Here is a 23,455-nt window from a genome sequence, read left to right as displayed (position 1 = left end):
CCTTCATTGGCCTTAGTCAAGCAGCGTTGGCGAGAAATCTTCTTGCCAAGGCAATCCTTGTTTGTTCAGTTGCTCCATGAATGGATCTGGATCGAACTCTTCAACGTTGTATACGCCCGGTTTGTTCCAGATGCCTTTCAGGATCATCATCGCACCGATCATCGCCGGAACGCCTGTTGTGTAAGAGATCGCTTGGGAGCCTACTTCTGCGTAGCACTCTTGGTGATCACACACGTTGTATACATAGTAAGTCTTAGGTTGGCCGTCTTTGGTACCTTGGATGATACAGCCAATGTTTGTTTTACCCTTAGTTCTTGGTCCCAGGGAAGCTGGATCTGGCAGAATCGCCTTCAGGAATTGCAAAGGAATGATTTCTTTGCCTTCGTAGACAATCGGCTCGATGGAAGTCATACCTACATTCTCAAGCACCTTCAGGTGGTTCAGGTAGTTCTGGGAGAAGGTCATCCAGAAGCGGATTTTCTTCACTCCCTTGATGTTAACCGCAAGGGATTCCAGTTCCTCATGGTACAACAGGTAAATGTCCTTCGGACCGATTTCCGGAAGGTCATATACTTTTTTCTCGGACAACGGTGGTGTTTCGATCCATTTGCCATCCTCGAAGTAACGTCCATTAGCAGTAATTTCACGAATATTTATTTCAGGATTGAAGTTGGTTGCGAACGGGTAACCGTGATCACCTGCATTGGCATCCACAATATCAATCGTATGAATTTCATCAAAATAGTGTTTTTGCGCATAAGCAGTGAACACGCCAGTCACACCTGGGTCAAAGCCGCTGCCCAGCAGCGCAGTAAGACCTGCTTTTTCGAATCTTTCCTTGTAAGCCCACTGCCAGGAGTACTCGAACTTCGCAGTATCCTGTGGTTCATAGTTTGCAGTATCCACATAGTGAACACCGGTTGCCAGACAGGCATCCATAATGGTCAGGTCCTGATAAGGGAGAGCCACATTAATGACAACATCCGGTCCGAAGCTCTTGATAAGCTCGATAACTTCCTCCGTATTGTCCGCATCAACTTGTGCCGTCTGAATCTTCGTACGGCCACCATCTAATTTATCTTTCAGCGCGTCGCACTTCGCAACCGTTCTGCTTGCAATACAAATCTCTTCGAACACATCCGGATTCTGGCAGCATTTATGAACAACAACACTGGAAACACCGCCAGCGCCAATAATTAACGCTTTTCCCAAATTAATAACCTCCTAAATTCCATATGCAAAATCAACAAGGCTGATTATACAGAATAGTTCCCAAATAATCAATAAAAACCGACAAAAAATGATATCTTTTGAGTAAAATCTTTGATTTTCTCCGTTAATACTCTGCAATTCACCGAAATACACTGAAATGCTCTGTTTTCCTGTGAATTATTCTTTTAATTTCAAAAAATCCATACGGAGAGAACTAAAATTAGACAACTAGATTATTGTATCACAGCAACCCCTCAGTGGATACAAATTTTTCACAAATCAATGATATAACTCACCTTCCCTGCAACTCGGCAAAAATCCTTTCCGTTTCGGACGGATTCTTAGTGTTGTACACCACATAGATATCTGGCAATTTGATCACAATATACGGCGGAGAATTTCTGTAGGTATACAGTTTGGTCTTCCCGTAGGTATCCAGCTTGAAGTTGCCTATAGCTACTGTATCCATTGAGATCCCATTTGTGCGCCTTGCGCGCGGCAAAAAGTTCACAAGTGTTATCTCCTCAGCATCCTTTAGATTGAACTTGTAGTTGTACAGCGGATATTCTATACTTACCCCTCCATTCCCGCCCACCGTAAGATGTGGAGTTGCAAATTCCGCCTGCACAGTCATCCAGCCCGTTCCGATAAGGACAACTGGCACAAATACAAAAAGACTGCGATATATACTTTTACCCACTTTTGTCCCGATGTTAATCGTTGTGCCAATCCCAACCCGCTTCGGTACCATAAGTGAGCTGTCGCTCGGGTTATTATATGTAGTCCCATTAATCCAATACTCATCATCATCGGTAAAAAAGACCTCTCCCAGCCGAGTGATGTTCGCCGATACTGTCTGCACTTTGTGGTGCACCAGCAGAATACCAAGCACAGCAAGAACGCTAACGATAATAACACCCGCTATCCATAGTGTATTCCCCGGGAAGCTCTCGCTCTGAATAACATAGACGAGCAAGACAGCACTGACACTGTTCAGAACGGCGAGCCCAAGCCAGAGCAGCGACCAGTACCGCAGGCTGATCCGGTTAAGCCTCACATTAAGTTCACTGTCTGTGCTGTACACCTTCGGCTTCATTTTGCCAAAAGCCCGGAATATGACAAGCATCAGCACTACCATCGCCAAGGCAGCCGCTCCGATCACCTGATTCTCTCCGTCTCCCTGATCCATCATGAATGGGATAGCTCCAATGATCGCAGGCATAATAAACCAATAAGGGGAGATCAGCATCCGCTCCTTGAGCAGGGAAAGCTTGGTATCCGCCCGGACAACCCTTTTCTCTCCTACAAACCATTCATTCCTCGCTTTGATCTCCTTGGCGGCATGGTGTGCTTTCAGGAAGGGGATTCGAAGTACATACATCATGACGGCTGTCCAGACCATCATGTAGATAAAGGACAATGAGAAATATTTCATTAGAAATAGAAGAGGAAGTAAAGCAAGTAGTACCCATACAGTGTAGACAGAGAACCTTTTTTTACTTGTCACCCGCAAGCGCGTCAGTTCTTCATCCTCCATCGCTTCAGGCGGCAGACTCACACCAAACCACAGGCTTTCCCTGGGCTTCAACGCAGCCAGATATACCCCGAGCACGATGGCACAGATAATAAGTGACAAGAACAAAAAAAACAGAGTCATTAAACTACCTCCTATTCGGAAATGGGTTTTGACCTAAAGGTTACAGCTTTAAAAATCCCTTCACACATCTGCATGAACTCATCGCGGGGAATTCCCTTCAAACTTGCTTCTGAGATGACCAGACGCAGCTCATTCTCAAGCTTCGTTTTAAACTCCACCTCTCCCTCCGCCAGCGGCATGACCGTAGCCCCGTGCCTGCGATCAATGGAGATAAATCCCTCATTCTTCAAAATGGCATAAGCCTTGTTCACAGTCATCGCGTTCACACCGAGGTCTTGTGCCATTTGCCTGACGGTTGGCAATTTCTCACCGTAAGCCAGTGCTCCCGAACCAATACCGATTACGATTTCGTTGCGGAGCTGGACATAGATCGGAAGCTCACTTTTAAAATCCAGAGTAATGATCATAGAGCCTCCTGTATAGCTGTTATTTGGGCATTTGTATTACATATACTAATACAGATAATACTTAAAGTAAAATTTTTCTATTATGTCAAGTGAAAATTAAGATTCAGACATAGAGACAGAACTCAGCGTTATTTTATTGAAGTTAGAGCTATAGCTCGCCAATCGCCAATCTCCCAATCCCTATACTTGTCTTGATAACGGCCAAAATGATGCATCTCCCCCAACTAAGAGCATTTTTGTACCTTAAATTTCTTGAAAAGAGGATAAAAAGGAAAATAAGATCATTTTTGTATCCTATTTCTCTAAAAATAACCTCAATAGTACTTATTCAGAAAATTTAATGTACAATATTGCCCTTAATTCCCACTAACCCTTGGCTACAGAATATTTAGGGTACAAAAATGCACTTAATTACACTTCGGTAATCACGATATCCTTCGTGAAGACTTGTTTCAGCAGCAACGCAGGAGCTTCCCAGGTCAGGTCTAACATTCTTACTACCCATTGTTCTAGTACTTCCCTTCCAGTTCGCCAACATTAGAGAGATTTCCTTACCAGGTAGCTTATACAAAAAAAAGGATGCCCCTCAGCCATAACTGGCCCCGGGACATCCCTTCGTTCGTATCTGTAGATGCTATTACTTCAGGTTAATCAGATTGCTGATGATAACCGCTGCCTGAGCGCGGTTGGCAACACCTTTCGGTCCGAACGTGTCGGCTGTTAAACCTTGTACAACACCTTCTTGGGCAAGCAGCGCTACCGCTTCTTTACCGTAGGAAGCAATACTTCCTTTATCCTTAAAGGTTGCAAGTGTCGCGTCAACGTCGCTTACAGACTTGCCTTTGAATTTCTTCAGGGCATTAGCGGCAATGATCGCCATTTCCTCACGTGTAATCGCACGCTTCGGATCGAATTTGCCTCCGCCTACACCGTTGATCAAGCCGTTGTTGACCCCGGACGCGATGTAGCTGTAAGACCAATCCGTTGCTTTCACATCGCTGAAGGAAGCCTCTGCCTTCTCGTCAAACAAATCAAAGGCACGCACGATCATAGTGATGAATTCAGCACGTGTAACTTCTTTCAGCGGCGCAAATGAATTCTCACTTACACCTTTAATAATACCTTTTTCCGTCAGTTCCTTAATGGCATCAGCTGCCCAAACCACTTTACCCAGGTCTGTGAAACTTGCCACAGGAGCAGACGGTTGAACTGTTGGAGCTGGTGTCGCTGTCGGTGCTGGGGTTGCAGTTGGTGCAGGAGTTACAACAGGTCCGCTGCCACCCGATGACACCGACGGTGGAGTCTCCAGGACACCATTATCCATACCGTCTGCTTCAGTCGCAGCCGGAGAAGAAGCATAGATCGCATTAGCCAACAAACGGAACTGGTTCTGCGGATGATATTTGTTCAACAGGTCATTTGCAAACAACGTTACATTCAAGTTCTTCTGCTTGTAGCTCAGAGCCAATACTTGGTCCTTAGCAGCACTACTATTCGGCCACCAGCCGGCTTTGAAGAAATCATCGCCGTTGCCGTATTTAGCCAGCACTTCTGCACCCTCTGGAACGGAAGTAATATAAGCCGCCGACACAGTATACAGGTATTCAGAAGCTGCGTAAGGTGCTGTGATTACGTTGTCCTGGGAGATAACGGCCTTGAACAATCCTTCATGAGCGTCAGATTTTCCAGCTGCATTGACTGGGTTAGAATAATCCAGACCAGGCAGAACCTTAAGATTTTTGACTGTGCTCAGCATACTTCTTCCGTATCCGATAAACGGTTTACCAGAAGTAATCAGATTGGTTCCCGAGTTCACAAGAACGTCCGCTGCTGCTGTATCTGTTGTTACTTTAAATCCAAGATCAGCCACAATGAAGCCAGGTGCACCGCCAATGGCGACACTTGGAGCCTTCAAGAGCTTGCCTGTCTTATCTCCATCCGGATTGAATGGTACAAGATCCAGCAGATATTTGGAAGCAACGGTTCTTAAGTTCGATCTGGAGACGAGGAAGCTTCCTTTTTCATATCCATATCCGTCTTTTTCGAGCAGAGTTACAGCTTTTTTGTTCGCCAGCAGCTCATTCACTGCTTTGATCGCATCATTGTTGCTGTTACGGATTACGTAGTTTTGCTCGAATGGATAACGATCCAGGTTGGTGCTAGGAATTGCAATACTTGTAACTTGCTTTGTTGCTCCCTTAAAAGCATCAGCAGTGCGGATAATGTGACGGTCGAAACCGCGCATGTCCGCGAAGTTCTGTACAGTATCGGAATACATTTCATTGAAGTCGGATACGTTGAGTCCATCATACAGGACCAGGTTCGCAAATCCGCGTTTGGCCTGATGCATGTTCACGACATAGGTTCCTGCTGGGTAAGTGACAGAACCCACAGTAACACTAGTGGTAGTCTGTTCTACTTTGATATTGTTACGGAGCAGGTACTGTACCATTTTGTACGTTTCCAGCTCATTTTTTTGCAGGTTCTTGTCAACTGGCAGCACGTAATACTCAGGGAAGAAGTTTGCATTCTCGCCCCGCGGACGGCCAATCGGCTCGTACTTCGCATTAATCAGGTTCTTATCAACAGCTCTGTTGTCTTCATTGGTGATGCCGCGTTTGAAAATTTCCAGCTGATTAAGGAACAGCTCTTCCTTGTTATCCACTACAAAGCTAGTAGCTCCAAGGGCTGCATAATAGAAAGCATCCAAAGAGTCTTCGTTCAGCTCAGGAACCTCGATCGTATGTCCCATTGCGCCTTGGTGCATGGCGTATACAGCCGTGTAAGCTGGGGAAGCGTCATCCCATCCTGTAGCATACGTGCCGGATTTATCTTTGTAATTCGGATCATTCTTTTTATCTTCACTTTCCAAGTAAGGAATATGATAGGAATCATATTTAGTATTCGAAATCGCTGCGTTACCCATTGCTTTGGCTTGCTTAACCATGTTGTCCAAGACCAGGTCATACTCGATGTTAGGATCATGTGGCGGAGTGCAAGGCTCGATCAAGAAACCACTGACAAATCCGTGCATATCCAGGAAGCTAAGCGGCGTCCATTTGGCGATTTGCGCCGTTACCGCTTGAGTCTCGGGTTGAGTCTGGTAAGAGTTGTCCCGGTTAGGGTCCAGCAATGTAGCAGTAGCACGTGTGTTCAGCGCACGGCCATCCGGATTTTCTACATAATCGAGCAGGAAAATCACATTATCCAATGCCGAATCAATATCTAGTGATACTTTTTTAGCATTGCCTTTATCGTCAGTTGTGTCATAAGTTACTACTTTTTGTGTCATCAGCGTATCCAGGAACTTGATGATCACGTCTACCCCATTGGCTTCATCAGCGTGAATGTTGTTCAACCAGATAGGTACTTTATAGTCCTTCAGTTGACCGCTTCTGATCTTCGCTTGCAATGCAGCAGGGTCATTCATCATCAGTGGCAAGGTTTCATTCAAATATTGGTCTACCGAAGCCTTGTCTTTACCCACGATGGAGAAGTGGATTGCACGACCCTGAGTAGAAGTACCAATTTGCTGATATTCTACGTAGCGGTTGTACTTATTGTTGCTCGGCGCAGTGATGCGGTCAATCGCCGGCTTGATCTCATCGTATGTATGATAAGTGTCATACGGGTTCAACTTCACTGGCTGCTCTGCAACAACATATCCGGACGGAATGGAAGCTACCAGGTTGTATATCCCTGCACGCTTCACATACTCTGCACGGATACCGGAGAGCGACAGATTCTCGCCATACAAAAGGTCAAAATGAACGAGTGCTTTGACTTTAGAGCCAGAGACAGGCTCATAAGTCACCTTAATGAATGGATCGCCCGTATAATCTCTTACTTTCGAATCATTATTCCATTTCTTCCAAGCCGCCAGCGGCTTCATCTCTTCTGCATTTCTGCCGAAGTTCCAGATGATCTGGTCAGTAGTTGTGCCTTGCGGAAGGTCGAAGATGATTTCCAGTGTTCTGGCTTCCGTCATGGAAGCTTGGTATACCACAGTAGATACTGTAGGTGGTGCATAGACATTCGATGTTACCGATGGCTGGGATGTCCCTTCGGAAGACCCTGCTACATCAGTTGTAGGCGCTGTTACGTCTTGAGGTGCAATCTCGGTTACTGCTGGTGCGGCATAGGCGGCTGGAAGCAGTCCTGACATCACCAGGGTAAATGCAATTAACAAAGATAATAATCTTTTAGACATGGTAAACCCCCTGTATGTTCGTGTTGATAGATTTCTGACCGATACATCATGTCGGCTCTCTATAAAGCTATATTTCTAGCATTCCTCCATTCCAGCATATCTTTGAACCTCTCCGGAAAACTAACACTCCCATGTAAGAACCGGATTAATATGCAGAATAAACTATTATTATTCATATGAGATACTATAATATAGCATTTGTTTCAATTTCGGAAGCACTTTTATTAAAATATATTAAAAAAAATTAATATATTTTCTTCAGATGAACTGAAATTAGATAAAACCTATGCTTACGTACCCTCAAAAAATAGCCCTCCATTGAATGGAAGACTATTTTCCGGATTTCAATAATTACATTTTTGTAATATTTTACACTCTATTTTTGTTGCCTTTTTTCCAACTGAAAAGGATACGCCCAATATTGATAACTGACACAATTACAAGTAATGTTGTATTCCAAGTCCACGCCCCGGCACCATATAATAATGCCTGAGTCACTAACATAGCAATTGCTACCATAAACCCTATGATTATAACCACATCCGGTGCTTTACTGCCTTCTCCTTGCTTTTTCTTGTAAATGTTAAATAATAGACTGCACACAATAATAAATATCAGAATAGCAACTAGATAAACATTCATTTGAATCCCCCTCTCATATAAGACTAGCATGTACTATCCAAAATCTGTATGAGTCATTGAATCTGGATCTTCGACTATTTTCGACATGTAAAGTCACAAAAAGCGAGAAGGAATGAAAGGAATGGGCTGGAGCTGGGTTTGGGTTTGGGTTTGGGTTTGGGTTTGGGTTTGGGTTTGGGTTTGGGTTTGGGTTTGGGTTTGGGTTTGAGTCTGGGGCTGGAACTGTAAGAGCGAAGCGTTCGCTTGGAAGCTTTCCATAGGAAAGCTTCCACCTATATGCCTAAGCTATCGCTAGATTTCAAGCGCTAATTTATGAAGCCAACCTAAAACTCTAACAGAAGAACAGGCGTATTCTGATGAAGTTAGGGCTTTAGGGCCCAAATTCCCACTCCCCTATCCCCCTTTACCCGTCTTAACAGTAAAAAAAGCTTCCCCTTCCCAACTAGCGGCATTTTTGCACCTTATATTCATCAAAAGGATGTGAATAAGGAAAATAAGGGTGTTTTTGCATCTTATTTTCCGAAAAAGTATGCCCCAAGGGGTAATTCGGAAGATTTAAGGTGCAAAATCGCCCTTAATCACCGCTCTCCCTTAGATGCAGCGTATTTAAGGTACAAAATTGCCCTTAATTCCACTTAGGGAATTCTTATATTCATTATAGAGGATCTTTCATAAGTCATACACAAGAATAGCTCACTTTCAAGACGCAGCTACATACATAAAAAACAAGCTGCCCCTGAGTATCAGGAACAGCTTGTTAATATCATACTCTCACAGCGCAGACTACTCCGCTTTTTTATCAAGCAAATTCATAATGATTGTAACTGCCTCTGCGCGTGTTGCTGTCCGGTTAGGAGCGAACTGGTTCTGGCCGACGCCACCTACCAGTCCTTCGCTCGCAGCAGCTGCGATATAAGGAACAGCCCATGCCGGTACATCTTTGGCATCTGCAAAGGTTAATTTGGCTTTAGGATCAAGAGTGATTCCCAGGGAACGTACGATCATAACCGTCAATTCTGCACGGGTCAGCTTCTGTTCTGGACGGAAAGATCCATCGTTGTATCCGCTGATGATACCTTTAGATACAGCCTGTGCCACATAGGATTTCGCCCATGCCGGAATTTTGTCCAGGTCCTTGAAGGTTGCACTGTCACTGCTCTCTGGCAATTGCAGTGCGCGAGCCAGCATCGTGGTGAACTCAGCACGGTTCACTTCCTTGTTCGGACGGAACGTGTTGTCGTCATAACCATTAACGAATCCAGCTGCAACAGCCTTTTGAATAGCTGCTGCTGCCCAGTGGCTGCCGGCATCCGTCAACACAGGCTTCGCAGGCGCATCCGTGCTTCCACCATTGGTTGCAGGTGCAGTTGTTGGTGCAGGCGTCTGTGTTGGTGCTGCCGACGGGGTAGCCGATGGCTTAGCCGAAGGTGTAGGCGTTGGTACAGACGGTGCCGAATTACCTGTTGTCGGAGTCGGTGTCGGTGTTGGTACCACTGGTGTAGGCGTTGGCACTCCCGGTGTTGGCACTTCCGGCGTTGGTACTTCTGGTGTTGGTACTTCCGGCGTTGGTACTTCCGGCGTTGGTACTTCCGGTGTTGGCACTTCTACTTCTTTTTCTTTCTTGATGATACCAAACTGATCAATGATAAATGGTTCTGCACCATTCTTGTTCTGGTCGATCTCATACGTCACAGCAGTCAGTTTGTCACCATCTACAGTGATACCGACAAAGTTCTGAACCTGACCGCGTTTAGGGCGAGTATTGTCGCTAGGGTCTGGACCGTATGGAGCAGCATGGTTCTCATCAGCCACTTCAAAGAGGTTGTAATAAGCCTCTCCCAGCGCTGGCTTTTGGTTCTTGTAATAGACCTTTGCTCCTGCTGTTGCCGGAATAAGGTAGATTGAACCATCAGGATTAACCGTGTATTCTACGGTATTCCCGTTGAGTGTTTCTGTAATCTTTTCGGTAGCTGCAGCAGTTCCGTCAGCCTTGATTGGCTTGGTGCGGGCATAGATATGGTCATGTCCTTGCAGGACAAAGTCAATGCCAAGCTCTGCCATAATCGGAGCAATTTTAGCTCTTACGCCATTCGAGCCCATGATATCTTTATCAGTTGCGTGATTGGATGTCGTGTACGGACCTTTATGGATATTCACAATAATCCAGCGTTTACCGGCTTTATGAGCCTCTTGAACATCTTTCTTCAACCACTCTACTTGCTCGTTGCTGAAGTTAGCATATTGATCGGAATTTTCGTTACTGTTCAGGACCACGAAATGAGCGTTGCTGTAATCATAGGAGTAGTAAGCACCAGTCACAGTCGCTGAACCGGCTGCTTCCTGAATATTGAAATGCTCATAGAAAGCATTTGCTTTATCTTCATGATTACCTGCCGCCGGTGCAATGGTTGTGTTAAGCAGACTATCCTGCGAATGGCCAAGCAGCCAATTCCATTGCGTCTCATTGGTTCCTGTGTCCACAATGTCCCCGTTATGAAGCACGAATTCAGCATTCGGTACTGTCTTCAGTGCTTTAGCCAGCGTCTCGGCGGAGAGAATCGCTTCATCCTCTGTCTTCGCTTGAGTATCTGCTAGGTCAACGAAGGTAAATGCCCCCGATTTAGCTGCAGTACGGAAGGTTCCAGTCGTACTCCAGATACCTAATGCCTCATCACCTACACGGAAGTAGTAAGATGTATTGTCTTTAAGTCCAGTCGCTTCCGCTTTATGCACCAGTTCTCCCTTAGAATTCGTGGAGACAGACGAGCGGCCAGCAAATTTGGTTGCTTGAGTAAAGTCTGGGGTAGTTCCAGTGTTCTCAACTACTTGCAGATCATTTCCCTTGGACACCAGCGGTGTATACCAAGTGAATCCTTTAGCACTGGTAGGGTCACCATAAACGGTTACCGTCACTTTGCTCACGGAAGGTTGAGCTGCGATCACGCCCGCGGAGTTGGTTCTTCCGCTAACCGCTTTAATTACAAACTGATAGTTCTTCGATGCATCCAGATTATCTACTGTATAACTGTAAGAGGTTACTCCGTCCTGAGCCGGAACCAGTGTACTCCAGTTAGGGGACACCAGATCATTCTTCTCATAGATGCGGTAGCCAGTTACCGGTGAACCGGAAGCTGGAGCATTCCATGTCAATGTCGTCTTGCCATCTGCACTAGTAAGCGCTTGGGCTTGCTGTACAGGAGCAACCGTCACATCCGACTTTTGAATGCTGTATTGATCGTAAAGATCCGTTGTTCCCCCGGTCGTAGTCGTAAAAGCTTGGAAATTCAACTTGTCATTGGTGATCGTTACACCCGTGAACATTTCCTTGCCAGGCTGTTCGTATTTAGCTGCAAAAGGGAATGTCCCTGCAGAAACATTGTATTTCTTGTTACCTGCAGCATTCGTAATCAGATAAAGCGTACCTGCCGGATCTTTAACAAGACCGTTATCATCCGGTACGATATCCGTCAATGGTACATTGTTCAACATTTGATAGCTACGTGTATAGGTGTGATCGTGTCCGCCAATGACCATATCAATGCCCAGTTCGTCGAACACCTTCGTTAATTCAGCCCGGTAGAACTTAACATCTGTGTCATTCGTGTGCTTGGCCACAGAATATGGCGATTTATGCAACAACACAATTTTCCATTTTTTATCTGTTTTAGCTACTTCATTACGCAGCCATTCTACTTGCTTGTAGTAGATTTCATTATTGGCAGCATTGGTGCTCTTGCCATAATACTCGGTGTTGATGATCATAAAGTGTGCAGAGCCGTAGTCCAGCGCATATACCGAACCGTCCGGCTTAGCGCCTGTGTTCGATACATTCGGCAGATTAAAGTGTCCTGCATAGTTGCTGTAGTTCATGCTCTCATGGTTACCGACCAGTGGAACGAGCGGTGTATTCTGTAAAATGTCCTTTGGCTTATCAAAGAACCATCCCCATTGATCTTCCAGGTCACCATTATCTACCAAATCACCGGAGTTCAGGATGAATTCCGCGCCTGGGAATTTGCCAAGACCCTCTTGTAGCGTATGATTCCAGATATCAAAATCAGCTTCAGTGGTACCTTGAGAGTCCGTAGTATAAAGGAACTGGAATGCCTTATTGTCGGCTTTTTCTGTTGTGAATGTTCCGATATCACTCCAGTTACCCGCTTGTCCATCACCTACACGGTAAGCATAGGTTGTTCCTGGCTGCAAGCCTTCAGCAATCGCTTTATGGCTAGTGATTACTTTGGTTTTGTTAGCAGCTTTGTCTGTCTTGGACTGGTACACGCTGGCAGGTGTGGTTGTCCCCTCGAAGCTCAGGACACCGGCTGCCGGTAGCTTACCGTCAACTAATTTCGAGGCCTCCACTACCTCCAGCTTCGTGCCTGTTATCGTCTCCGATGCATACCAGGCAAACCCCATGCTCGTCTGCGGATTTCCGTTGAATGTCAGAGCAATCGACTCTGGCTTTCCTGCACCTGGAACCACAGGGTCCGCTGGAGGATATGCAATCAGGCTCATCGCCCAATAAAGATCAGAGCTGTTTCCTCTTCCCTGATGAACTTCAGCTGAAAGCTCATTGTTTCCGTTATTCAGATTCGCTTTAATAATCTCCGTAAGATCGACTTTCGCCGTATTGGGATTACCATTGTTAAGTGTGCTCTTCGTTAAATAATTGACAGGGCCTGCCGGCATACCTTCACGGTAAATTTCTGTGCCGTTCAAGTACAGGATTACGCCATCATCGAATCCGAAAGATCCCATGATCCGGTTATACGCACCAAGCTGAGCTTTATTTACGTTCAGATTAGTACGGAAATAGGATGTCATATATTTATTGGCTTTATCTCCGCCGTAACTAATTTCTGTTTTCAGCGGGCCAAATTCGGAGGTGCTAACTCCGCTGCCATCATCTTTGTACCCTAGTGGAGCTTGTCCCGATTTCCAAGTGGAATCATCATAGACAGCCTGCCAGACTGTACCTTGATCGGTACCGTTATCAAGATACTTCCATGGAGCATTGCCTGCCAATAGTGTCAGTGGTTGAGGTGCCAATGCCCGCAGGTCTGTACCTTCGTCATCATTCGCTGCATAAACGGTAAATCCGTTTACTGCAACCCCCAATACCATAATGAGGGCCAGTGTCATCGATATTGCTTTTTTAAACAACCTACTCATTTGTGCCTCCCGTATTCGTGGTGTTTTTATTTATGTACCGATTTATGGTAACAACCCAATGTCTTCCCTATGTGAGCAGCAGCTTAAAAGAACGTTAAAAAAAGCTTAAAATTAAGCCTAAATTTACACACTCCTTGAACAAGCACACTAATAAATGGAATAGCGCACCCTTTTTAACAGAAAAAAATCCTTCGACGCAAACTAGAGCATGGTCGAAGGATTTTGAATTATTTATCACACAGGTTCAGTTAAGAAAGGAGAATCACTTTGCTGTAATGGAGCGATGGCATCTCCCTGACTTTCCTCATCAGCAGGCACACCCACCAACAGATAGACACGGGACTCGTAAGGCCGCAAGGCTACCGTTTCGATAGATTCGCCTGAATCCACAGCATAATTATGCAGCATCAGTTGATGTGAATCGAAGTATAGTTCTGTCGGCAAATCGAACAGCGCTTCCTTAGCGGTCAGATTCGACATCACGAGCAGCTTCTCAGCGCCAAGCGTACGAGTATAGGCGTAGATGCTTTCATTATCAGCCAGCAGCAGATCATAGGCCCCATAGATCGCGACCGGATTCTGCGCCCGCAGGGCAATAAGTTTTTTATAATGATGATAGATGGAATTCGGGTCCTGCTGTGCACGTTCGACGTTGATCTCCACATAGTTCGGATTGACCTTCATCCATGGCTTGCCGCTGGTGAAACCGCCATTCTCGCTGCCATCCCACTGCATCGGCGTTCTGGAGTTGTCACGTCCATTCTTCCAGATCACTTCCATGATCTCCTCATGACTACGACCGGCTGCGGTCTCAATACGGTACATGTTCTTCATCGCCACATCGTCGTAATCATCCATGGAGTCGAATCGCACATTCGTCATCCCTATTTCCTGTCCTTGATAAATAAATGGAGTCCCTTGCATAAGGAAGTACATCGTTGCCAGTGACTTGGCCGATTCCAGCCAGTATTCGCCGTCATTTCCCCAAGTGGAAACGGAGCGCGGCTGATCATGATTTTCTATAAATAGCGCGTTCCAGCCCCGACCCTCCAGCCCTTTCTGCCAACGGGACAAAGCAGATTTCAGCGCAATGATATCAAGACCGCCAGTAACACTCTTGTTCCACAAGGCCAAATGCTCAAACTGGAAAATCATATTGAATTTGCCCTGGTTCTCACCGACCCATTGCTCGGCCTGCTCGACGCTTACTCCACTTGCTTCGCCAACCGTCATAATATCATAGCGGTCAAAGGTCTCCTGCTTTAGTTCCAGCAGAAACTCGTGAATCCCTTCTCGGTTCATATGACCATCTGTCGACGGAACATAGCGAAGATTCTGCGGGTTCGGAAGATCCGGGAAGCCTGCTACTTTTTTGATATGCGAAATGGCGTCCACCCGGAAGCCGTCGATCCCCTTGTCCAGCCACCAGTTGACCATGCCATACAATTCCTGACGTACCTCCGGATTCTCCCAATTGAGGTCAGGCTGTCTCCGAGAGAAAACGTGCATAAAATATTGTCCGGTCCCCTCGTCCAGTTCCCACGCAGAGCCGCTAAAAATACTCTCCCAGTTGTTCGGCTCATGGCCGTCGACGGGATCGCTCCAGATATAATAATCCCGTTTCGGATTATCCTTGCCTGAACGCGCCTCAACAAACCACGGATGCTCGTCCGAGGTATGGTTAATGACCAGATCCAGAATCAGCTTCATGCCCCGCGCGTGCACCTCACGTAGCAGATGATCGAAGTCTTCCATGCTGCCGAACTCTTCCATAATGTCCTGATAGTCAGAGATGTCATATCCGTTGTCATCATTAGGAGATTTATAAATCGGACAAATCCAGATGACATTAATTCCAAGGTCCTGCAAATAATCCAGTCTGGAAATGACCCCTTGCAAATCGCCGATACCATCTCCATTGCTGTCCATAAAGCTTCTCGGGTAGATCTGGTAGGCTGCAGCCTCTTTCCACCATGTTTTATTCATGTGTATGCTCCTTTATATAACTGCGATTTAAGTGTGATCAGGAAAATATTTTCCTAAATAACATTCAAAACATCTTATAAACTTATAAATCAGATCAAAATTCAATATTTTTGCTAAAAATTCATAAAAACAAAGGGAAATTATTTTCCCATAGCGATCATTATAGGATTTTTTATTTTCCCGGTCAACACATATCTTTGGATTCTAACGGGATTCCATGATATGCTGGTGTCGCATAAAAGTATTGGATAACAAGCCTGGAAAGTTATGGTGATTCGAAGTGAAAGTAACGATTAAAGATATCGCCAAAATGGCCGATGTCTCTATCTCCACCGTATCGCGAGTGGTCAATAATAGTAAGCCTGTCAATGATGAGGTACGCAAGCGCGTGCTCGACGCCATTAAGCAAACCAATTACCGGCCTGATCTCACTGGTGGTGGCGCTGGAGGCAGCAATGACAATCTGATCGGTGTTATTATTCCGCAGAGTAACAATACGGTACTGGACGATTTCAATCTCGGGATTCGCAATCTCGCGGAGTTATATGGATATGAAGTGATCGTCGGATTGACAGACAGTAGTATGGAGAGTGAGCTGCACTATCTGGATTTGTTCAGACGTCTCGGGACCCGGGGAAATATTCTCGTAGGGTCGGTGCCGCAGCAGGAGCATCTGGAGCTAATCGCCGCTTCAGCCGTACCGTGTGTTCTGGCCGGGCAAGCTTCACAAATTCCCTCCTTACCTTCAGTGCATCTGGACAACATCACTGCTTCCTATGAAGCGGTAACCTATCTGATCCAGAAGGGACACCGCAGCATTGCCATGATTCGTGCGGCTGGTGAAAGTTCAGTTGGAGGCGATCGTTACTTAGGTTACCGACAGGCGCTTGAAGATGCGGGGATACCCGTTAAAGAGAGCTGGGTTGTGGAAAGCGGGTTCTCGGTGGAAGACGGGCGGCTGGCAATGAGCAACATTCTGAACAGCGGGGAGCAACCGACAGCCGTATTCTGCTCGACAGACTGGATGGCGGTGGGGGCGATGAATTATCTCATCGACAGCGGCCTGCGCATTCCGGAGGATGTGGCCGTTTTTGGTTTTGACAACAGCTATGTAGCCTCTCTTGTCCGCCCGAAGCTGTCCTCCGTGGAATATTCGGGTACAGAAATAGGGAGAACCGCGACGCGAACCCTGATCAAGCTGATCAAGGGCGAGGCGGTCTCCCCCAGCCATACCAATGTAGCGCATCATTTGAAGATTCGGGAAAGTACGGGTTAGAGAGGTTAACTTCTCTGGCCCGTTTTTTTAGATCACATGAACATTATTGAGCAAAACCTATCCGTGGATGCACATGTTCCTTAATATCGAGCGTGACGGCCTGAATGGATGTGATAGGAATGTACATCTCCTGATATTCTGTGAGGTATTTGAGATATTTGTCTCCAGCTTCCTTCAGCACTCCGCCTCTGACACTAGTGCCGTCAAGAAAATGTATCGCGACTTCTTTTCCCTGTAATGCTTCCATCATAATTCTTCCTCCTTCTATTACATAAGTTATTTACAGACGGGTAATAATCTTGTCGATAATCCCATACTCCAACGCTTCCTCGGCGGTCATGAAGTAATCACGATCCATATCCTTCTCGACCTTTTCCACGGACTGCCCCGTTCTCTCTGCTGTAATCTGAACCACTTTGGACCGCAGTTGCAAAATGCGCTTCGCGCTGATCGCGATATCACTGGCTTGCCCTTGCGCACCACCACTCGGCTGATGAATCATAATCTCACTGTTAGGAAGCGCACACCGCTTGCCCTTCGCCCCGGATAGCAGCAACAAGGAACCGAAGGACATGGCCATCCCTGTGCAAATCGTGTTCACCTGCGGCTTGATTAACTGCATCGTATCGTAAATACTGAAGCCAGCGGTAGTAACACCTCCCGGACTGTTAATGTACATATGGATGTCTTTGTCCGGGTCTTCGGCCGCGAGATAAAGTAGCTGGGCTACGATACTATTGGCCATTCCATCTTCAATCTGTGATCCCACGAATATAATCCGGTCCTTCAGCAGCCGGGAATAAATATCATATGATCGTTCTCCTTGACCGGTCTGTTCGATAACATATGGAACATAGCTCATTGTATTTTGCCTCCATCCGTCAATTGTGTTTTGTGTTCTGACCCGTAAACGACTTAGGGAAGCGAAAGGATACGCCGACCGCACCAACAATTTTTTTGCCAACTGCGTATCTTCATCTATACTTTATTCGTTTATTATTAAGAAGGAACGGAATTCCACCTTGCTGTAAAAAGGAGATGGCCCACATGATGACCTTTAATGATCAACCTGCCGGAATGCTGCCGGATGAACATACGACCACACTGATGCAAGCTGCCCTGAAGCGTTATTGTCTCTCATTGACCCAATCATCCTGGGATGCGGAAGATCTCGCGCAGGATACCTGGATCAAGGTACTGGGCTATCTACAGAATGCAGGGCACAGAAATATCGAGGCGCTACTCCTGCGGACTGCCCGAAATACATGGATAGATACCGTACGACGTAAAAAGACTTTCGCTCGAATTCTGGGACTTCAGCCCCTAGCGGCAGAAGGTACGGAAGACAGCGGAACCGCCGGTATCGAGGCTGCTTTCCAGGCTCTGCTGGAGCATTTGTCGCCGCTGCAGCGAACCGTCTTCCTGCTGCGCGATGTGCTTGGGCATTCCGCCCTGGAAGCGGCGGAGCTGCTGGACACCACGGAAGGTGCGGTCAAAGCTGCGCTACACCGGGCGCGCCAGGCCCTGCCAGACGTGCGACAGGAACTGGCAGATGAAGGACCACGTTGGCGAGAGGATACAGACTATCTGCTTCACCTTCAGCGGCTTGCCGCCGCCTACGAGAAAGGACAGGTTGCAGAGCTGATCCGACTTGCGATGCTCGATACGGTACGCGATACCGTCGTAGCTGTGGCTGTAACATCTGTCCAATCCATTACCGCTGGAGGTTATGGAGCGACTGGCTGGACAGGACAGCCTGAGATGAGAATGATCGCTTAATTTAATTCAAATACGGAACTGCAAGGAGAGCGATGATGAGAAATATATTGGTACTTGGAGGAACACGTTTTTTTGGAAAAAGACTAGTGGAACGTCTCCTGGAGGATAAATATTGCGAAGTGACAATCGTGACGCGCGGGGAAACTGCGGACTCCTTCGGAGACCGTGTTCACAGAGTTCACGTCAACCGCAGGGATCAAGCTGCTCTGGCAGACGCGGTAGGAGACCGGGAATGGGATGTCGTCTATGACAACATCTGCTTTTCGCCTAATGATGCCGCAGCAGCCTGTGACATTTTTGACGGCAAAGCCAAGCGTTACATCCTGACCTCAAGTCTGTCGGTCTATGATTTCAGCGACCAGACCATCACTGAAGGGGATTTTGATGCGGCAACCTACCCGCTGCAATATGGCGAAGCGGAGGACTTCAGCTATAAAGAAGGCAAAAGACTGGCAGAAGCAGTTCTGATCCAACGCGCCACATTTCCTGTAGCAGCTGTCCGAATTCCAATTGTACTTGGCACGGATGACTATACACGTCGGCTGCATTTTCATATTGAACACATCCGCAAAGGTATACCCATCGCGATTGATCCGGAGCCGCGCATGTCCTTTATCCGTTCCAATGAAGCCGCAGATTTTCTATATTGGCTAGGAGGTTCCGATATCACCGGACCGGTTAACGCCTGCTCGAATGGCACCCTTAGGATGGGCGAACTACTCGGTATGATTGAAACTGTCGTCGGGCAAAAGGCTGTGATTGTGGAAGAGGCTCAGCCAGAGCATAGTTCCCCGTTCTATATCCCGAAGCCGTGGTTTATGGACACAACAAAAGCCAGGTCGGCAGGATACTCCTTCCTCGACCTGGCTACATGGATGCCAGAGCTGATCGCTATGCTAAACCGTTCATACGAGTAGAACAATTAGCTTACTTGAAGCTTATAGAGAACTTAAGCTGGGATACAGACTGGACTGGGGAGCTGACCTCCAGAAACAGATTGACTGGAAAGTTAACCTCTATTCCACGTTTAAAATAACGGCATTTTTGTACCTTAAATTCATCGATTTGGAGTAAAAAAGCATTCATAAGGCAAAACCGAGAGACCAGATAACATCTTAACAAACAAGCAAGCTCAGCTTTAAGCCGAACTTGCTTTGGGGTAAGAAACAACGGTTTCCGTAGCGGAGGATGCAGTATTGCTGCTCTCCGTCTTCACCCGTTTCTCTAGCGGGAGTGATTCGGCAGAAATGGCCGAATTACTCCCGCTATTGATTTTGAACACATTGATCTCCTGGAACAGCTTCTGCGAGATTTCATGAATATCAACAGCCTGCCTTGCAATTGCAGCGATGGATTGATCCTGCTGTATGCTGGAGGCATTCACTTCTTGTACCCCTGCAGCAGTCTCCTCGGCAATAGCGGCAACAGAGTGCACAGACTCAGCAAGCCGGGTATTCATCCCACGCGTCTCGTCCACTTTGTCATGAATATGACCGATTTGTCTGCTGATCTCAGCAATTGACTGGTCAATCGCTTCAAAAGAAGCCAACGTCTCCTCAACCTTCTCTTCTTGCTCCTCCAGATTTCCCCGTGTCTCCAGCATATCTTTCTGGAAGTCTTCCATCCCCTGTTGAAGTTCAGTGATAATCTCACGAATATGCCCAGAGGACGCCTTCGTCTGATCGGCCAGTTGTCTGACCTCATCTGCAATTACGGCAAAACCTTTGCCATGCACCCCGGCTCTGGCAGCTTCAATCGCAGCATTCAGTGACAGAATGTTGGTCTGGCTGGAAATATCCGTAATGGTTTGAGTTATCCGCGAAATATCCCGTGACTGTTCAGCAAGCTTGTCCAGCGTATGGTACACTTTGCCCACCGATTGACGGGACTGCCCGGATACTTCCCGCAGGGCGGTTACGGCTGCTGAACCACTGCGTGTATTTAGATTGGCCGTTTCACTGGTCGTCAACATGACCTCTGTATACTCCGTAATCTCTTGGATGCCACGCTCCAATTCCTGAATCAGTCCGGCACTCTGCTCAGATTGCCCAGCCTGCTGGTCTGCACCGGAAGAGATTTCCTGAATTGTTCTGACGATATCCTGGTTAGTGTGAGCAGTAATAGCCGACGACTGCTGGAAAGAATGTGAATAATCCGCCAGCGTAGAAGCTACCGTCTGTGTCTGCTGCAGCATTTCTCTAACCCGGCCCACCATATGGTCAAAATGATGACTCAAGCGCCCAAGCTCATCATTATATGGAGAATTGATCTGCTCCCGCAGGTCTCCTTCGGATATTTTCCGTAATGCCACTTGCAGTTTATGAACAGGATTCAGGAACGAACGAATCAGCACCACAGCAATCACAAGGGTGAAGATCAGGACGAATATAGCAGCATATAGCACTACTGCATTGGTATTCTTCAGCAGATCAAACGACTCTCCTTGGGCTAGCCCGGCATTTTCTGCCGCTGCTGTGTACAGCTTCCCGTTGCCCTCCAGCATAGTCGCATTCAGTGCCTGCGCCTTCGTATGTAATTCATCGATTTTATCCAGAACGGTCATCGGGTCAAGACTGCTGTCATTTAAGGTCTGAACCAACTCGTCGACAACGCCCGTATATTCCTTGGCCTGGCTCTGCAATTGCTGCAGACCCTCTAGTGCAGGAGTACCCGCTCCAAACTCTACTTTGCCCATTTCCGTGTGAAATTTATTTTCCTTCTCCTTGAATGCATCGGCCCATTCCAGATCGCTTGTACCGGACAGCGAGGCTTCCACGCTCTTCATTTCCTGCAGTAGCTGCGTAAGCGTAGAGACTGTGATTCTATTTTCCATCTCCGTTTTTTGCGTTTCCATGGATTTTTCGATCTGATTAATTTTGTACCCTTGATAAACAGCCACCCCTAAAAAGATCATTGCAACAGCCGAAAAGCTCAGGATCAGCTTCCATTTCATCGAAAGGTGCATACGGGTTACCTTCAAAAGAATCATCCCTCCATCAAAAGCCTCAAGTGCCAGTAGGTACATTCTACCAACACATATTGATTGTAGGAGCCAGATATTAATTGTTCCGCACAGTTTTGTTCGGTGAACGTAAAGATTGTTTTAAGAAAGTGTGAAGGCATTACGCAAATGAAGTCCAGATTGTGTCCTCGGCCGAGGGGATGTTCCTGCTGAATTTTGGATCAGAAAGGTTACGTGCTTATAATGAAACAAGAGATCTTATCCTGTTCCTGACGTGGACGCGGGGCATTTCCAGTGCATTTGTTGTTCCCTGAATGAGTGAAATCTTTGTAAATCAAGCGTAAATTTTGTAACTTAGGATACGAGAAAGTGATTTTCAGACACCCAAGTCGTTTATAAATACGTTCTATATAACGTGTAAATCTTATTGATTATTTATTATTCGTTATTAGCAAATTCCCGCTCTCAGCACAATACGCCTCCAACTTGAACCATCTGTTGATACTAATCGTTACGAAAAAAACAACAAAAGAAGCATTCCTGCCAAACACGGCTTTGGAATGCTTCTTCTTGCATAAACGTGCAAAGCGGAATGAAGTTACTCCCCCCGCTCCTTATCATACATAAACCCTTGTTCTTTGAGGGTATTCCGTGCATCTCCGTACACAGCATTATTGGCATAGAAATGAGCGACCCAACTGGTCCAGCTGCGCTCAGGAAGACCTTGCTGCTGCAAGGATTGGCGGTGCGTCTCATTGTAAGCCTGTAGTAACCCGGTCTGATCAGTGTTGTACTGCTCTTCGTGGTAGACGGCCTCCATCGGCAGACGGGATTTCTTCGGGCTTTCCGCGCCGGGATATCCGACACACAGACCTGCGATAGGAAAAACATACTTCGGCAGCTGCAGCAGCTCAATCACAGCCTTCGTATTGCGGCGAACCCCGCCGATCGGAATTGTTCCCAGGCCCAGCGATTCTGCAGCCGTGATTGCACCAGCCATAGCTAGCCCCACATCAGCCGCTCCAACCAACAGAGCATCCACATCAGAAGCCGCTTCAAAAGGCTGGCCTTCCATCTCGCTTGCCAATCCCGCCCGGTAAAAGTCCATGCAGAACACGAGAAACACCGGTGCCTCGGCCACATGTTTTTGATTGCCGGACAGTTCTGCCAGCCGCTGTTTTCGCTCTTGGTTATGAACCGCGATGATCGTAAACTGCTGACCATGTACCCAGGAAGGTGCGGCCTGAGCCGAAGCAATAATGTTCTGCAAATCCTCTGTACTCACTGCCCGGTCAGAATAGCTCCGGTAAGAGCGGTGGTTCGTTAATGTTCGTATGATTTCATTCACTAAGGTTCATCCTTTCTGTCTTTACCGACTACAACAAATTCTAAGGAATCCGCCGGGCAAAATCCACGAACTGAAACTTGTCCAAGCGGTGCCTCGATTCCGTATACTGAAACAACGTAGTGTCTTCCAGAAAAACAAAGTTGCGGACAAGCACCACATGAGCCAGTCCGTTCAGATCGAGCAGCGCCCGATCCTCGTCCGTAGCCTCTTCGACAGAAATCTCTTTTTTGGCATAACTGATCACCAGATTCAGTGTGTGCTCCAAATATTCATAGATAGAGCCCGCGGCCAGCTCCTCTGTCAGCAGAACAACTTTGTCCGGCCGAAAATAATCCTTGTCCAGAATGACACGCTCGCCTTCAATCTCGCGGACACGGATGACCTCCCACACTGGAGACCCCGGTTCGATCTGTAAATAGTCTGCGATAGATGGCGAAGCCTCAACACAGCCAGTTCTCTGTACAAGTGTACGCGTGGAACGGCCTATTTTCCCCGACATTTCTTTGAAGCTGGTAAGCCCTGTGACCGGAAAGTTCATGCGTCCGATATCCAGCACAAAAGATCCCTTACCTCTGATTTTCTGGATAAACCCGTGCTGTACTAGTAAATTAAGCGCTTTGCGGACGGTTTCCCGCGAGGTAGAGTACGAACTCATTAGTTCATTCTCCGAAGGCAGTTTGGTCCCCGGGGGAATCTTGCCTGACCGAATTTGTTTTGCATACGTATTAAAAATGCTCTGATATATATTTTCCTTCAATTCCATCACCGTTTTTCATTTTACCATAATTCTATGTTAAAAAAAGA

The 23,455-nt window shown here is 46.8% G+C and carries 15 protein-coding genes; 3 read left to right on the top strand and 12 right to left on the bottom strand.

The genetic code is table 11. The annotated features are described in order from the left end of the window. Positions 1-12: 12 nt before the first annotated feature. The 7 genes from ACFORK_RS13805 to ACFORK_RS13765 all read right to left on the bottom strand — a co-directional run bounded on the left by ACFORK_RS13805 (position 13) and on the right by ACFORK_RS13765 (position 15,286). Complete coding sequence (locus ACFORK_RS13805; RefSeq protein WP_175370424.1) at positions 13-1,212, bottom strand: saccharopine dehydrogenase family protein; 1,200 nt, start codon at positions 1,210-1,212, stop codon at positions 13-15. Between the two features lie 292 nt (positions 1,213-1,504). Then, a complete protein-coding gene (locus ACFORK_RS13800; RefSeq protein WP_379199760.1) occupies positions 1,505-2,869 on the bottom strand; it encodes a DUF5808 domain-containing protein in 1,365 nt (454 codons plus the stop codon). 11 nt (positions 2,870-2,880) lie between these two features. Then, positions 2,881-3,276 carry a GntR family transcriptional regulator gene (locus ACFORK_RS13795; protein WP_379199758.1) on the bottom strand — a complete coding sequence of 132 codons (396 nt, stop codon included), beginning with the start codon at positions 3,274-3,276 and terminating at the stop codon, positions 2,881-2,883. A gap of 637 nt (positions 3,277-3,913) precedes the next feature. Further along, positions 3,914-7,486: a M14 family metallopeptidase gene (locus ACFORK_RS13790; protein ID WP_379199756.1), complete on the bottom strand. Its 3,573-nt coding sequence runs from the start codon at positions 7,484-7,486 to the stop codon at positions 3,914-3,916. 369 nt (positions 7,487-7,855) lie between these two features. Continuing rightward, positions 7,856-8,128, bottom strand: a complete 273-nt coding sequence (locus tag ACFORK_RS13785; protein WP_379199754.1) for a hypothetical protein — start codon at positions 8,126-8,128, stop codon at positions 7,856-7,858. Positions 8,129-8,911: 783 nt separating this feature from the next. Next, entirely contained in the window at positions 8,912-13,300 is a 4,389-nt protein-coding gene (locus ACFORK_RS29095) for an S-layer homology domain-containing protein (protein WP_483874849.1), read from the bottom strand. A gap of 234 nt (positions 13,301-13,534) precedes the next feature. Then, a complete protein-coding gene (locus ACFORK_RS13765) occupies positions 13,535-15,286 on the bottom strand; it encodes a glycoside hydrolase family 13 protein (protein ID WP_379199752.1) in 1,752 nt (583 codons plus the stop codon). A gap of 280 nt (positions 15,287-15,566) precedes the next feature. On the opposite strand from ACFORK_RS13765, the gene ACFORK_RS13760 reads away from it, so the two are divergent. Continuing rightward, positions 15,567-16,562, top strand: a complete 996-nt coding sequence (locus ACFORK_RS13760; protein WP_379199750.1) for a LacI family DNA-binding transcriptional regulator — start codon at positions 15,567-15,569, stop codon at positions 16,560-16,562. Between the two features lie 43 nt (positions 16,563-16,605). On the opposite strand, the gene ACFORK_RS13755 is transcribed toward ACFORK_RS13760, so the two are convergent. Beyond that, entirely contained in the window at positions 16,606-16,812 is a 207-nt protein-coding gene (locus ACFORK_RS13755; RefSeq protein ID WP_379199748.1) for a hypothetical protein, read from the bottom strand. Positions 16,813-16,842: 30 nt separating this feature from the next. Beyond that, a complete protein-coding gene (clpP, locus tag ACFORK_RS13750) occupies positions 16,843-17,424 on the bottom strand; it encodes an ATP-dependent Clp endopeptidase proteolytic subunit ClpP (protein WP_379199745.1) in 582 nt (193 codons plus the stop codon). A 185-nt stretch (positions 17,425-17,609) separates the two neighbouring features. Between clpP and ACFORK_RS13745 the strand changes: the two genes are divergently transcribed. Together ACFORK_RS13745 and ACFORK_RS13740 are read left to right on the top strand one after the other, a co-directional pair. Further along, entirely contained in the window at positions 17,610-18,341 is a 732-nt protein-coding gene (locus ACFORK_RS13745) for an RNA polymerase sigma factor (RefSeq protein WP_379199744.1), read from the top strand. Between the two features lie 35 nt (positions 18,342-18,376). Next, positions 18,377-19,258, top strand: coding sequence for an NAD-dependent epimerase/dehydratase family protein (locus ACFORK_RS13740; protein ID WP_379199743.1), 882 nt, complete (start codon positions 18,377-18,379; stop codon positions 19,256-19,258). Positions 19,259-19,479: 221 nt separating this feature from the next. Here the strand turns inward: ACFORK_RS13740 and ACFORK_RS13735 are convergent, their stop codons facing one another. The 3 genes from ACFORK_RS13735 to treR all read right to left on the bottom strand — a co-directional run bounded on the left by ACFORK_RS13735 (position 19,480) and on the right by treR (position 23,408). Further along, entirely contained in the window at positions 19,480-21,321 is a 1,842-nt protein-coding gene (locus tag ACFORK_RS13735) for a methyl-accepting chemotaxis protein (protein WP_379199741.1), read from the bottom strand. Between the two features lie 580 nt (positions 21,322-21,901). Continuing rightward, a complete protein-coding gene (locus tag ACFORK_RS13730) occupies positions 21,902-22,651 on the bottom strand; it encodes an NADPH-dependent oxidoreductase (protein WP_379199739.1) in 750 nt (249 codons plus the stop codon). A 40-nt stretch (positions 22,652-22,691) separates the two neighbouring features. Then, entirely contained in the window at positions 22,692-23,408 is a 717-nt protein-coding gene (gene treR / locus ACFORK_RS13725) for a trehalose operon repressor (protein ID WP_379199991.1), read from the bottom strand. Positions 23,409-23,455 lie beyond the last annotated feature (47 nt).

This window comes from Paenibacillus sp. GCM10012306, from assembly GCF_042649265.1.
In the GTDB taxonomy this organism is placed as follows: Bacteria; Bacillota; Bacilli; order Paenibacillales; family Paenibacillaceae; genus Paenibacillus_AQ.
Note: the sequence above shows the minus strand (reverse complement) of the source record. Positions and strands in the feature narration are given on the sequence as shown.